Source organism: Pseudolactococcus hodotermopsidis, from assembly GCF_011170085.1.
GTDB classification, from domain to species: Bacteria; Bacillota; Bacilli; order Lactobacillales; family Streptococcaceae; genus Pseudolactococcus; species Pseudolactococcus hodotermopsidis.
The window spans coordinates 16,706-31,315 of record NZ_BLLI01000022.1 but is presented as its reverse complement, the minus strand read 5'-3'; the positions used below and the strand labels follow the sequence as shown (position 1 = coordinate 31,315).

Here is a 14,610-nt window from a genome sequence, read left to right as displayed (position 1 = left end):
GCTGAAAATTCAGCCTAAATCATAACTCAATAATATCAAAAATGGAATCTAAAAGCAAATTTTGCTTTAGCAAAATGTAACTCATGTTTAGACTTTTTTTGGGACATTTTCAATTTCGCTTGACAATTTTTTATGAAAATTAAAGCGGTTAGGGAAATAATCGTCTGAAATAGCTATTTAACTTGTGAAATTTCGGAATTTGTCGGATAAATTAAATTTATGAAACGACCGTGGCTTGACAGGGTTCTAAACTTGACATTTAGGTTACAAAGCTTTAAATGTCAAGCTAAGTAACACACTGACTTAAATTGTAAAATCAGTCACTATACATCTCTTGCTCGTCTTCCAAGATAGATTCTTGCGCCGTTTCATCCACAGTGTTCTCACTATCTTTCTTAGATTTCTCATCTGCCGCCTCATCGTCTAAATCTTGCTGATAAGCCGCTTTAGACTTGGCATAAGCGCCTGCCTCCATATCAATAACGCTCGATTCTGTAATATTTTCGGCAATACTGGTGTAGTATGGTAGCTTTTCTGCCAACTGCATCAATGGAACTCGCACTTGATTACCGTCTTTCATATCAAGCGCGATAAAATCCTTACTCACTTTAGTTGGCACTTTGGTAACATTTGTGATTTGTGCCTTGATCTCAGGTTTGAGCGTTTCATAGGCGATAACAAAGGCTTTGACTTCTTTTTCTGTGAAATCAATTAAAATCGGACGTTCTGCTAACTGAGTGCCATCAATTTTTTCATCTGTCAAAATTGTACCATTTGATAAGACAAGATAATAATCGTTACCTGTTTTAAGATATAAACTTTCGGGAAATTCTGTGATTTTTGCCGAAAAATCATTGGGAAAATGCCAGTTGATTTGAGCTGATTTCACACGTGGAAAAGCTGCGACAATTTTTTGCGACAATGCCTTTTCTGATTTGATAATTTGCCAAACATGGTCATTTGTTTTGATTCCTGTCGCATCAGCAATCTGCTCAGAAGTTTCATGAGCATTGCCAGTCGGTGTAAAACTCGCGATTTTACTCAAAGGCGATACGACGTAGAGACTCCCTATAAAAATTACAGCTGCGATTAGCAAAAAAAACCACATTTTAACTAAAACATCTGAAATCGATTTAGCATTCGTGAAATTTGATTTAAATTTTACCAATAAGGACGGCGTTTGCTGCCTCTCAGCAACAGGTTCAGATTCTGTATCAGTCACATTTTTAGTCGTTTTAAGTGGTGCAGCATTAGCTGATTCACTCAATTTTTTTCCGCTTACTTGTTGCTCTTTTTCAGCTACTTCGGCTTTTTTACGTTCAAATTCAGCATGATGTTTTTGCCAAGGTGTCAACTCTTTTATCTCTTTATCTGCCATTTGAGCCACCATTACCAGAAAAACTTGTCACCTCTTTGACAACTTGATACAGTCTTTCACTGGCATCGGGTACACCCTCACGCAAGGCATTTTCAGCCATTTGACGATAGGTCGTATCATTGAGCAAAATATCATCAATCGTTGAAACAATGTTTTCGCCTGTCAGTTCATCATTTCTTAACATAACTGCTGCCCCCGCATGCTGAAGCGCCTGTGCGTTCTTCGTCTGATGATCCGCCGTCACGTAAGGACTCGGCACAAGAATTGACGGCAAACCAAGCGCCGTAATTTCAGCTAAAGTCGTCGCACCCGCTCGCGACAAAATCAAGTCTGCATCATTTAAAACTTCAACCATATTTTTGATATAAGGCACGATTTTGATATTCTTTTCTTGATTATATTTAGCAAATGTCTCAGCAAATTCATCATCGTTGAAATAAATCTCGCCCGAAGCGTAAAGAATTTGGTACTCTTTTTGAGCTAAAATAGCAAGCGCTTCAACTACTGCTGTATTGATTTTTAGAGCGCCTCGACTACCACCAAAAATAACGATAGTTTTCTTTTTTGAGTCCAAGCCATATTGCCCCAAAACATTTCCCGAATCATCCAAATCTGCCACTTCTTGCGCCCTTGGATTGCCCGTAAAAACCGTTTTCGGAGACGGAAAGAAACTACCTGCTTCTTGAAAAGCAAGCGCCACACGAGTCGCACGTTTACTCAAAAATTTGTTAGTCACACCAGGAATTGAGTTCTGCTCATGAACAATCGTTGGAATTTTGAGCGTTGTTGCCGCATAAACAACTGGTCCTGCCACATAACCACCCGTACCAATAACAACATCAGGCTTAAAATTCTTGATGATTTTTTTAGCTTCTAAAACCGATTTGAGAAATTTATAAACCGTTTTGATATTTTTAGGCGACAAGGAACGCTTAAAACCTTGCACATCAACTGTTTTGAATGCAATACCATTTTCAGGCACGATTTTTGACTCCAAACCTTTCTCCGTACCGATATAAAGCACCGACACATCAGGTTCGACCGTTTTCAGATAATGAATAAAACTCAGCGCTGGATAGATATGTCCACCTGTCCCGCCACCTGTTACGATGATTTTCATGATTTTTCTTTCATTTTTGTTTAAATTACTGACTAGCGTAACTTTCAAAGATAAGACACGTATTAATTCTTTTTCTCTTTCAATTTGGCGACCGCTTGAATAAACATATCGCCACGTTGTTCAAATGTTTTGTATTGATCCCAACTCGCATTGGCAGGACTAAGCAAAACCGTGTCGTTCTCGTCAGCTTTTTCAAAAGCAAGTTCAGCCGCCCTTGCAACATTTTCGCTATCAAAGACTGGAATACCCAGCGTTTCTGCCAAATCACGGAGCTTTGGCGCTGTTTCGCCGAAAACAATCATGCCTTTTAGATTGGCAATATCTGTCGCTAACTCATCAAAACCATTGCCACGATCAAGACCACCCGCTAATAGCCATAAAGAGCTATTATCAAAGCCAGACAAAGCTTTTTGCGTCGCAAGGATATTGGTTGCCTTGCTATCGTTATAAAAAATAATATTTGATTTTTTACCTAAATATTGCAAGCGGTGTTTAACACCTGAAAATGTCGTAAGAATACTAACAATCGCTTGATTTGAGACACCGGATAGCTTACTAGCACAGATCGCAGCCAAGGCATTTTCAAGATTATGTGACCCAGGAAGAGACAAGTCAGCAACTGCCATAATTTTCTCATCTCGAAAGAAAATCTGACCATTCATGACATAAGCACCATTGTCAACTTTTTCAGTCGTTGAAAAACCGACAACTGTCGCATTTGTATGACTAGCTTTTTCACGCAATTTAGCCTGATTAAAATTCAGCACCAAGAAATCGGCAGTCGTCATATTTTCCTGAATTCGCCATTTAGCTGTTTCATAATTTTCTTGCGAACCATGATAATCTAAATGTGCCGAAAAAACATTAGTTATAATCGCAATTTTAGGGCGAAATTGATCAATTCCCATCAGTTGGAAACTTGACAACTCCATAATCAAAGTCTCATCAGCGCTAGATTTTGAAGCAACATCTGAAGCTGGAAAACCAATATTACCAGACAATTTAGCTGATTGATTATCCCGATTCAAAATATCAGCAATCAAAGTCGTCGTCGTTGTCTTACCATTTGAGCCAGTAATGCCAATAATCGGCGACTCTGAAATCAAATAAGCCAACTCAACTTCGGTAATAATCGGAATCTTTTTCTCAATCGCGCGCACAACCATTGGATTTTCATAAGGAATACCAGGATTTTTGACCATTAACTCAAACGCCTCATCTAGTAATGCCAAAGGATGACCACCTGTAACAACTTTAATTCCCTCAGCTAATAAATCTTGCGCTGCTGGATTTTCATCAAAAGGCTTGCCATCATTAACCGTAACAATAGCACCCAAGCGACTTAAAACACGCGCCGCAGACTCGCCAGATTTTGCCAACCCTAACACCAATACTTTTTTATTTTCAAAATTTTTGATTTTTTTCATCCTATTTTTCCTCTGTATCTCTTAATTCTACCGTTTTTAGGGAAATTTTTCAACATCTACGCAAAAAAGCATTTGAACTTATCAAATACTTTTTCATCTTTGTATGCTTTTAAATCGCATCACTATCTTGTTCGCCTGTCCGAATACGAATAACATTTTCAATTGGCATAACGAAAATTTTACCGTCACCAACTTCGCCAGTTTGCGTTGTTTCGCGAATAACCTCAATAAGTTTTGAAACCTGTTCCTCAACAGTCACGATTTCAATTTTGATTTTGGCAAGTAAAGTCGTGTTCAATTTTTGACCACGAACATATTCTGCAAACCCTTTTTGATTGCCATAACCCAAAACTTGTGAAACTGTCATGCCTTTCGCCAAATCATTTTTGACTAAGGCATCTTTCAAATCTTCTAATTTGTCTGTGCGAATAATCGCTTCTACTTTTTTCATTTTAAGCTCCTGTTATAAATGCCCCATTGTCAAGTCAAAATATTTTCTCGCAATAGGGTTTAGTTAAACTCAATTTACAATTATATGCGTTTAGCTATCAAGTCCCATGAAAGTCGGATAAGCTGTTTCATCATGTTCACTGTCGTCAAGCCCGACAGCCTCGGCACGGTCACTAACACGTATTTCCGTAAATAAAGAAATAATTTTAATCAAAGCAAATGTCACAGTAGCGCTAAAGACGATTGTAAACAAAATCGACTCGATTTGTGCTAGAAAAAGCTTGCCAGATCCATAAATCAGCCCAGCATATCCTTTTTCCAGAGCCAAAGCGGGCGTTGTGAAGATACCTGTCATAATACCACCAAAGATACCACCGATACCATGCGCCCCGAAAGCATCAAGCGCATCATCATAAGCAAGTTTGTGCTTAACAATCGAGATAAAATAGTAAGAAATAGGCGAAACGAGAGCGCCAATAAATAAGGCTGACCAAAGCGACACAAAGCCCGCTCCTGGTGTAATGGCAACGAGTCCCACAACAAGACCAGTTGAAGCACCAACAACCGTCGGCTTACCAATCGTCAGTTTCTCGACAAGCAACCATGACAACATGGCAGCAGCAGCAGCAGTATTAGTCGTCATCAGCGCATGAACTGCCAAGCCGTCCGCCGCAAGCGCTGAACCTGCATTGAAACCAAACCAACCAAACCAAAGTAGACCTGCACCAAGCAAAACAAAAGGAATGTTATGTGGGCGATATTCAAGACGCGCATAATCTCGGCGACGACCTAGCACAAGGGCAAGCACAAGCGCACTGACACCGCTTGAAATATGAACAACATTACCACCAGCAAAATCAATCGAATGAATCTGTGCAAGCAGACCACCACCCCAGACCATATGAGCCATTGGATAATAAACTAGAATCAGCCAAAGCGCCATGAAAATCACAATTGGCGTGAAACGCATGCGACCGACAACCGCTCCTGTCAGAAGAGCTACCGTGATAATCGAAAACATCATCTGAAAACCACCGAAAAGACCGTCAGGAATTTCCAAGCCATGCAAAGCGTTTTTCGACATACTCACACCATTGAAAAAGAGATGATTTAAGTTGCCAATAAAAGTGCCATCACCCGAAAACGACAGCGAATAGCCGATTACTACCCAAAGAATTGATGCCAAACCAAGCGGAATGACCACCATAAGCATTGTGTTAAGCACATTTTTACGGCGCTCAAGACCGCCGTAGAAAAATGCCAATGCTGGTGTCATGACAAAAACCATGGCAGCACAGATGAGGATAAATGCAATACTTCCAGCGTTCATAAAAATCTCCTAATTTTTGTTAATGAGCCTTAGCTCGTGAGTTTTCGATTTTATGTTAGATTTTATGACACAAAATCATTCTTATGTTATATATTCTAACATAGAAAAGTTGCTTTGTAAATAATAAATATTCAAAAAATTCAATTACATGTCATTTGAAATGATTTTTAGGTATAAAAATAGCCGCTTCTAGGAAAAAGCGACCATTTTATATATTCATTTAGCGCAAAAAGTTAGCTGATTTTACCTTTTAAACAAAAAAGGCTCGAACAGTCAAGTTCAGAGAGCCTTAAAAATCAATTATTTAGTTTCAATCAAGCCAATATTACCATCTCCACGACGGTAAACAATATTTGTTGCATCTGTTTCAGCATCTGTAAAGACAAAGAAATCATGGTCAATCAAATCCATTTGAAGAACAGCCTCTTCAGCATTCATTGGTTTCAAGTCAATGATTTTCGTGCGAACAATTTCAACGTTATTATCGTCAAGCTCTTCTGTTGGTGTTAAGTCAACAAACGTTTCAAAAGCCTTACCAGTTGCGACATGATTGCGCTTTTTCTGAACTTTTGTTTTGTATTTGCGAATTTGACGTTCCAGTTTTTCTTGAACCAAATCAACTGAACCGTACAAGTCTTGAGATGTATCTTCAGCACGCAAAGTGATGTGAGCAGCTGGAATTGTGACTTCTACTTTAGATGTTTTTTCAGCGTAAACCTTGAGATTTACGTGGGCAGTCAGCTCTTGAGCTGGCGTAAAGTACTTTTCAAGTTTGCTGATTTTTTCTTCAACGTAATTGCGGATAGCATCTGTTACCTCGATGTTTTCACCACGAATGTTAAATTTAATCATAATCGTCACCTCTTTATCTTTTATGAGAAGTTTACTTCCCTACACTTTTATTATACCTTGAAAGTTTTTTTTTAACAAATATTTACTGTGATTTTTTCACTTTTAAGATTATTTCTTCGCTAGAAACGCCAACATTGACTGTACTACCCGCGATAATTTCGCCTGACAAAATCTTGTCAGACAACGGATTTTCCAGTTTTTTCTCTAAAGCCTTGCGTATTGGCCGCGCCCCATATTCTGGATCAAAGCCATTTTTAGCAATAAGTTGATAAGCACTTGCCGAAATTTTCAAGCTGATATGACGTTCTGCTAAACGTTTTATCAACGGTTTAGCCATGATTTTGACAATATCAGAAAGCTCATTTTCAGTCAACGACCGAAAGACAATTTTTTCATCAATGCGATTAAGAAACTCTGGCCGATACTGCTTTTTCAACTCTTCGAGAATCCTAGATTTCATTGCCGCATAATTCGTTGACATATCAACCGCCCCGAAACCAACTGTTTTATCATCTCGCAAAGCCGTCGCACCAAGATTGCTTGTCATGATAATAATCGTATTGCGAAAATCAACCTTGCGACCTTTACCGTCCGTGATAAAACCGTCATCAAGAATTTGCAAAAGTAAGTTAAAGACATCAGGATGTGCTTTTTCAGCCTCATCAAACAAAACAACCGCATAAGGCTTATTACGCACCTGTTCCGTCAACTGCCCCCCCTCATCATAGCCGACATAGCCAGGAGGCGCACCAACCAAACGACTGCTGTTAAATTTCTCCATATATTCGCTCATATCAAGCCGAATCATACTGTTCTCATCGCCAAAAACAGTTTCTGCGAGTGCCTTAGCAAGCTCGGTCTTGCCGACGCCCGTAGGACCAAGAAACATAAACGACCCCATCGGTCGTTTATCATCAGAAATGCCCGAACGACTTCGGCGAATGGCACTAGCAACCGCTGTAACGGCTTCACTTTGACCGACAACACGTTTGTGCAACTCTTTTTCAAGATTGACGAGACGTGTCATCTCATTTTTCGTCATTTGTGAAACTGGCACACCTGTCAGATTAGAAACGACGGCATAGACATCTGATTCTGCCACTTTAGCAGCTCTAGCCCTGCTTAGTTTAATCGTCATCTTATCACGTTTTATTTCAAGTTTTTGTAATTCTTGGTTGAAAACTTTAGCCTCTTTCAAATCATGGCTTGTGACAGCATTTTGCAACTGCGCATCCATGGCTAAAATCTCCTTATCAAGCTGACTTTGCTGAGAGAGATTACTTTTAATCGAAAGTTTTACTGTCGCCGCTGCCTCATCTAGCAAATCGATCGCCTTATCAGGCAATCTGCGACTCGGCATATACCGCACACTGAGTTGCACCGCCGTCCGAATCGCTTCAGGTTCAAAAGTGACATGATGAAAAGTCTCAAACTTAGGCTTCAAACCTTGCAAAATAGCAATTGATTCATCAAAAGTCGGTTCTTCAACGATAACTTTGGCAAATCGACGTTCTAGCGCCGCATCTTTTTCGATATATTTTTGGTATTCATGAAAAGTCGTTGCCCCAATCAGCTGAAAATCGCCACGCGCAAGAGCAGGTTTCATAATATTCGATGCATCCGTAACCGAATCAGCCCCACCACCAGCACCAACAATTGTGTGTAATTCATCAATAAAAACAATTGTTTTGTCATCCTTACTGGCTTCATCAACAATCGCCATCATCCGATCTTCAAATTCACCACGAAATTTCGTTCCCGCCACGACATTTGCAATACTCAGCGACATTAAGCGCACACCTTGCATATCAAGTGGCACTTCGCCATCAATCATACGCTGAGCCAAACCTTCAATAATTGCCGATTTCCCAACACCAGGCTCTCCAACCAAGACAGGATTATTTTTCGTGCGACGACTTAAAATATGAACTACGCGCTCAATTTCCTTATCACGGCCAATCATCGGATCAATCAACCCATTTCGTGCATCAGCAGTCACATCACGCGCCACTGAATCAAGTGTCGGTGTCACACTTGTCTCCGACACACCTTGCGCCGCTTGTCGCTTGCTCATCGGCATTATGGCACGTCTTGGCTTTTTGACCGTCATATTACCAAATTCAAGCAAATCATTAAGAATATCTGATAATTTAATTTTATTAAGCTCCAAAATCTTCTTAGCAACATTATCATCATCTGTCAGCAAAACATAAAGCAAATGCTCTGAGCCTGTTTCAGATAAATGATTTTGCGCTGCAAGTGTCTCCGCCTCAATCAGCAAATGTTCAACCTTAGGCGAAAGATGAACTTGACCAATTTCAAGTACTTTGTCAGGCAAACGATTATGTTCAATTTCTTCCAGCACCATCTCAAGCGTCACGTCACGATCATCCAAGATATTTTGAGCAAAACTGTCATTAACTGACAACATACCCGCTAAAACATGCGCCGTTTCAGCATAATCATAGCCATTTCCCGCCGCAAAAACGCGCGCTGATTTGAGAACTTTTTCAAGTAGTACCGTATATTTTTGTGTCATTTCTTTTCCTTAATTATCCTTATCTAACCGATGAATCGTTGTTGTCAGCAAAATCGCACGCTGCATATCAGTCAAAACAGGATTATCCAATAGACTCAGCAACAAATTCCCCTCACGCTCCGTGATGATTTTTTCATCAAACAAAAGTTGCAACAAGTCTTGTGCCAGACTAATTGACAACTTTTCAGGAATTTTTCGCAAAATAGTCAACAATAACTCATGCTCGTCAGAATACTGAATTTTGCCAATCCGAATATAACCGCCACCGCCACGCTTACTTTCAACTTCAAAGCCCTTTGGCAAGGTAAAACGCGTCTTAATCACATAATTGATTTGGCTTGGCACAACACCAAAATACGCCGCAATTTCAGACCGCCGAATCTCAATTTCCGCCGCTTGCGCTAACAACTCCTTGAGATATTTTTCAATCATATCTGATGTATTTCTCACACTTTCTCCTTCCAACATTTTTTCTAGTAAACTTTGACCTTATTTGACCATTATACCGAAAATTATCAAATTTTGCCAAAAAAAAATCTGATAATTTCCAGATTTTAAAATCAGATGCAAGAAACACCCAAACTACTTCATAAAATTCAACTGCTCCAAAAGCCAGCTTAAATAAGTTTCTTGATGATAAACAACATTTATCATGACAGGCATCGACGGGAGCAAGTCAATATCTTTCAACTTATTTTGAGAGAGCTTAACAGTCACTTGATAAAGTACCTGAGAAGTACCGCTCTCACTTTGCGTAACCGTCCCATTAGCAATTGCCGTCACTTTTCCCGACAACAAACCATAATCCGTTTGATTGACACCATTGACCGAAACTTTTACAGAATTACCAATTTTTATCCGAGTTCTGTCTTGCGCTGAAATATAGCTCTCAACAAAAAGTTCTTTAGCCTTACCGTCATCACTAACATCAGCTATCGGCTGAAAAGCTTGGAGACCTAAGCCTTTTTTAAGCGCCGTAAAATAATGTATCGTACCAGCATGATCGGCAACAATATCAAGCTGACCGTTTTCTGACTTCTTGAGTGTCTGCTGACGCGCCAATTCAGCTTTTTCATCCTGAACTTGTCGCCTCATCGTTCCTAGCTCGCTAATCAATTGTTGATAAGTCTGATCAGCCTGTGCATATAAAGCCGTTTCCAAACTTGAAACTTCAGCCTGTTTAGCCGTTATTTCAGCTTGTTTAGCCGCACTACTTTCGCCAGCTGTTCGGGCATATTCAGCATTCAAATCTTCTAACTCGCGGGTCAAAGACTTGACCAAAGCCGCTTCATTAAGCTTTTCTGCTTCGGCTATATCTTCTACCTTGCGATTGTAAGCTTTTTCGTATTCTTGGCGAAGGCTCCCCGTATCGCTCCCTTGAATCGTCGCCAATTCTCCTTGTAATTTGGCAAGCTCTGCATTTCTTGCCGCTAACGCCTGAGAAGTATCGTTCTTTTGCTTATTTTCTTGCGAGATTTGCGATAAATACAAGGCTACCTTACCGTAAAATTCTTGCTCTATGCCAGAATTATTGAGCGTGTTTTCTTTCTCATTCAAAGCCTTTTCATATTTATCAAAAATAGCGATTTTCTCATCCATTTTTTTAAGCTGATCATCTATGTTGTCAAGCAGAACCGTCTCATTGCCTGTTGATAAAGTCAACAATTTATCGCCTTTTTCAACACGACTTCCCTCAGGCTTGTCAATGCTAATCACATTACCATTAACAAGCGGTGTGATATACACCTTATCAGCCGTTTCAATCGTTCCTTGACCGCGAATAATATCATTTTTTTTGATAAATCGAAGTGACACAAAGCTCCCAACAATCATTATCATCATAAACATCGCCAAAAATTTAGCAAAATTGGCAGGTCGCTTATCAAAGAACAACCGACTATCTTTTAACTCTTCTTTTGAATATAACTTCATTATCGTTTGCGCCTTTCTTGATTTAGACGAAGTCAAATTTCCCACACTCAATTAGATGACAGCATCTTGAGGGGCAAGTTGCTGACCATATTGCAACTGGATCATTTCCGAATAGCGCCCCTTTTGCGCCATTAAACTAAGATGCGTCCCTTGTTCAAGAATCTTGCCCTCCTCCATGTAAATAATAATATCACTATTGACAATCGTTGACAAGCGATGCGCAATCACAATCGTCGTCACTTTTTTCGTTGATCTCAAAATGCTTTCTTGAACCGTTTGTTCACTAAAACTATCCAAATTACTGGTTGATTCATCAAAAATATAGAGTTGACGTTCTTTCACAAAAGCACGCGTAATCGCCAAACGTTGCTTTTCACCACCAGAAAAGCTCGCACCTTGATTCTCAACTTTCGTCTGAAAACGTTCGGGCAATTTCGCAATAAAATCATAAGCGCCCGACATTTTTGTCGCCCTTATCACATCTTCATACTTCGCCGTTTCATTGCCCATTAGAATATTTTCAAGGACTGTCGCGGAAAATAGTTCGATATTTTGCGGTACATAACCGGACTGTTGTCGCAAATAAGATGTCTGTATATCAGCTAGATTATAACCATTCATCGTGATACTACCATTGGCAACATCCTGAAACTTCAAAAGTAGCTTAGCAATCGTTGATTTCCCAGCACCACTTGGCCCAACAATGGCAATTTTTTTGCCATGCGGAATAGTCAAGTTAAACTTCTCAATCACTGGCGCTCGACTGCCGTAACGCACAGAAACATCATGAAACTGAATATCACCCGCTAAATTCACATCGTTCAGCAAACTCGGCTCATCATTTTCAGTTTCCAAATCCATTAGTTCATTAAGGCGTTTAATGGCAATATCTGCCTCCTGAAAAGTCAGCTGCAAACCCACCAAATTTTGGACAGGACCAATAAAATACGTAGACAAAGTTTGAAAAACAATCAAATCACCGATAGACATCTGCCCATTAATAATCGCAAGTGCCCCAACCGTCAGCAAAATAAGAATTAAAAACTTACTAAGACCAGACGAAATAGTCCCTTGAATCAAAGTTGTCAGACCCTCAGCATAATTCAATTTCAAAGTTTTAACAAATTTTTTCTCAAGATTTTCGATATGATGGCGTTCACTCGTGTAAGATTTGACCGTTTCAATATTTTGAATTGACTCAATCAACTGAGAATTAAGCGCACTTCCCGCCGCCATTTGCTCATAATTTAGCGCTCTATAACGCCCTTTAAACACATAAATCAGTAAAATATCAATCAAGATAGCAACAAAAATAATGATAAAAAGTTGCGAATTTAATTTGGCCAAGGCAACTCCCGTGAAACATGCCAAAAAAAGGTCTAAAACAAGCGATATAGACACTTGTGAAAAGATATTTTTAATCGTCATCGCATCTTGAAAACGTGTCAAAATATCGCCAGTTCTTCTTGTTTTGAAAAATTGATACGGTAGTTTCAAAACATGATTATAATAACCCAACAAGACTGGTAAATCAATCTTTCTTGATAAAAATAACAGGATATATGATCTGAAAAACTCTAGGAAAAGTTGCACTAGGGCAATGACAGCAAAAACAGTAAAATACAAAAAAAGCGACTGCTTGAGTTGATAAGGAATTACCTCATCAAAAATAACTTTAGAAAACAAGCTAGATAAAATACCAATCAAAGTCAAAATTGCCGACGTTGCAATAACCGTCAGCAAAATTCGCTTTTGTGGGAACATTACTTGCTTAAACAAGCCCCACATATTCGTTGATTTAAGCCTTTTCGTTTCAAAATCAGATTTAGGCGCTAAGATAACCAAAACACCCTGAAAAATCGTTTGAAATCCCGTTTTCGACATTTTTCTAAGCCCAAAAGCTGGATCACTAATGATAACTTGATTTTCAGAAATTTTATTGATGACAACAAAATGATTGTTACCATCTGGTGTCTTAACTTGCGCAATAGCTGGTAAGGTAAAATCATTTTTAACTTCTGACATCTGAAGTCTGACTGCAACCGCCTCAAAGCCCATTTCCTCAGCACCAGATACGATACCAGCGACTGTTGTTCCAACAACATCCGTCCCCAAAATTTCACGCAATTTCATAATCGTATAATCTTGCTTATAATTTTTGCAAATCATACTCATAACAGCTGCTGCGCAATCACTCTCGTCATGCTGCAAAACAACTGGATATTTTCCAAAATTAAACATTTTCATCTCTTCTATACATTAAATAAATGACATTTTTTCTTGATACGACGCAGTAGGATAACTTTCTCATCAGTCATTAGCTCGGCTTACATCTTCAACTTAAAATTAAAGCTAAAAAATGATTGCAAAAACTAAGCGATCAGAAAAACGACGTGTGATAGTGATATTTGACCAATCATCAAGACAGAATGGTCAAATTATTGACCTATTTTCTGATTTGATGATAAGTTTCATATCTTTTAATTAAAAGATTTTGTAAGTTTTACCAAAAAGATTAATTGAAAGTGAGAAACCACTTTTTGATACTGTAGTTTCTACACCGAACAAACCACCAAGTACGTTTGCTGAAGCTGAAGCTTCTTGAGTGTCACCATTAACGTATGCGCCAGCTTCAGCGAAGTCGTTGCCAACACCAGCTACTGCGAGTTTACCAGTTACGCTTGCAACGCTCCATCCGCCATCGATGTTCATCATTTCTTCGTTTGTCAATGCTACTGCATTTGTAGGTACTGTAATTGCCATGTCTATATTCCTTTTCTTTCTAATACCTACTGCGCCCTATCAAGAAAAAATGTCACACTCAAACTCCCATAAATTCAATACAATCCTCAAGTTAAGTGATGGTCTACATTGATTTTATAAGGTATTTTTGAGCATTTATTGTTTACACTTCTATTATATCAAAAGTTTTTGCTCTAAAACGAAAAAGTTTCAATTCTGAAACTTTCTTATTTTTTCATTTTCAAAACTTAAGTCAAGTAAAAAAACATTATAAACTCATTTAAATTTATATCGTTTTTATTTGTTATTTGGCAGAAACTTTAACAATCTCAACCGTCATCTCGCCAACTGGTAATGGAATCGTCACTTTATCGCCAGTCTTGCGACCAATCAAAGCCACCGCAATCGGCGATTCATTTGAAATTTTACCGTTAAAGGGATCTGCCTCAGCTGAACCAACAATTTTATAGGTTTCCTTTTCTTTTTCACCGATTTCGATAAATGTTACCGTTTTGCCAAGCGCCACTTCATTGCTCTTAACACCCGCATTATCCACGATTTCAGCGTTACGAATCATCGTCTCAACTGTTGAAATACGCCCTTCAACAAAGGCCTGTTCATCTTTGGCTGCCTCATACTCAGAGTTTTCTGACAAATCGCCATAAGAACGCGCAATTTTAATGCGTTCAATAACTTCTGGACGTTTTTCAAGTTTGAGTGTATCAAGTTCTGCTTCTAATTCTTCATAGCCCTCACGGGTCATTTGGTAAGTTTTTGTATCCGACATTTATAAGATGTTGAGTCATTTGATTTTGTAGCCAATCAAATGAAACTCATCTC

General features: G+C 39.0%; 12 protein-coding genes. All 12 read right to left on the bottom strand.

Translation table 11 applies throughout. From position 1 onward, the window contains the following. Positions 1-316: 316 nt before the first annotated feature. A complete protein-coding gene (locus Hs30E_RS04905) occupies positions 317-1,378 on the bottom strand; it encodes a cell division protein FtsQ/DivIB (RefSeq protein ID WP_172208449.1) in 1,062 nt (353 codons plus the stop codon). Beyond that, on the bottom strand, positions 1,368-2,498 hold the full coding sequence (gene murG / locus Hs30E_RS04900; RefSeq protein WP_172208448.1) for an undecaprenyldiphospho-muramoylpentapeptide beta-N-acetylglucosaminyltransferase: 1,131 nt from the start codon (positions 2,496-2,498) through the stop codon (positions 1,368-1,370). The genes Hs30E_RS04905 and murG overlap by 11 nt, the downstream gene beginning before the upstream one ends. Positions 2,499-2,560: 62 nt before the next feature. Continuing rightward, positions 2,561-3,925, bottom strand: coding sequence for a UDP-N-acetylmuramoyl-L-alanine--D-glutamate ligase (murD, locus tag Hs30E_RS04895; protein WP_172208447.1), 1,365 nt, complete (start codon positions 3,923-3,925; stop codon positions 2,561-2,563). Positions 3,926-4,034: 109 nt separating this feature from the next. Next, positions 4,035-4,376 carry a P-II family nitrogen regulator gene (locus Hs30E_RS04890; protein ID WP_172208446.1) on the bottom strand — a complete coding sequence of 114 codons (342 nt, stop codon included), beginning with the start codon at positions 4,374-4,376 and terminating at the stop codon, positions 4,035-4,037. A 90-nt stretch (positions 4,377-4,466) separates the two neighbouring features. Then, positions 4,467-5,705, bottom strand: coding sequence for an ammonium transporter (locus Hs30E_RS04885; RefSeq protein ID WP_172208445.1), 1,239 nt, complete (start codon positions 5,703-5,705; stop codon positions 4,467-4,469). A gap of 300 nt (positions 5,706-6,005) precedes the next feature. Continuing rightward, the gene (hpf, locus tag Hs30E_RS04880; RefSeq protein WP_172208443.1) at positions 6,006-6,557 is read right to left on the bottom strand and encodes a ribosome hibernation-promoting factor, HPF/YfiA family; all 552 of its coding nucleotides are present in this window, start codon (positions 6,555-6,557) and stop codon (positions 6,006-6,008) included. An 82-nt stretch (positions 6,558-6,639) separates the two neighbouring features. Further along, entirely contained in the window at positions 6,640-9,096 is a 2,457-nt protein-coding gene (locus Hs30E_RS04875) for an ATP-dependent Clp protease ATP-binding subunit (RefSeq protein WP_172208441.1), read from the bottom strand. 9 nt (positions 9,097-9,105) lie between these two features. Further along, a complete protein-coding gene (locus Hs30E_RS04870; RefSeq protein WP_172208439.1) occupies positions 9,106-9,564 on the bottom strand; it encodes a CtsR family transcriptional regulator in 459 nt (152 codons plus the stop codon). Positions 9,565-9,678: 114 nt separating this feature from the next. Further along, entirely contained in the window at positions 9,679-11,028 is a 1,350-nt protein-coding gene (locus Hs30E_RS04865; RefSeq protein WP_172208437.1) for an HlyD family secretion protein, read from the bottom strand. Positions 11,029-11,079: 51 nt separating this feature from the next. Then, positions 11,080-13,269, bottom strand: a complete 2,190-nt coding sequence (locus tag Hs30E_RS04860) for a peptidase domain-containing ABC transporter (RefSeq protein WP_172208435.1) — start codon at positions 13,267-13,269, stop codon at positions 11,080-11,082. Between the two features lie 243 nt (positions 13,270-13,512). After that, entirely contained in the window at positions 13,513-13,791 is a 279-nt protein-coding gene (locus Hs30E_RS04855; protein ID WP_172208433.1) for a hypothetical protein, read from the bottom strand. 283 nt (positions 13,792-14,074) lie between these two features. Beyond that, positions 14,075-14,557 (bottom strand): transcription elongation factor GreA, encoded by a 483-nt coding sequence (greA, locus tag Hs30E_RS04850; protein ID WP_172208431.1) that lies wholly within the window; start codon positions 14,555-14,557, stop codon positions 14,075-14,077. Between the last annotated feature and the right edge of the window lie 53 nt (positions 14,558-14,610).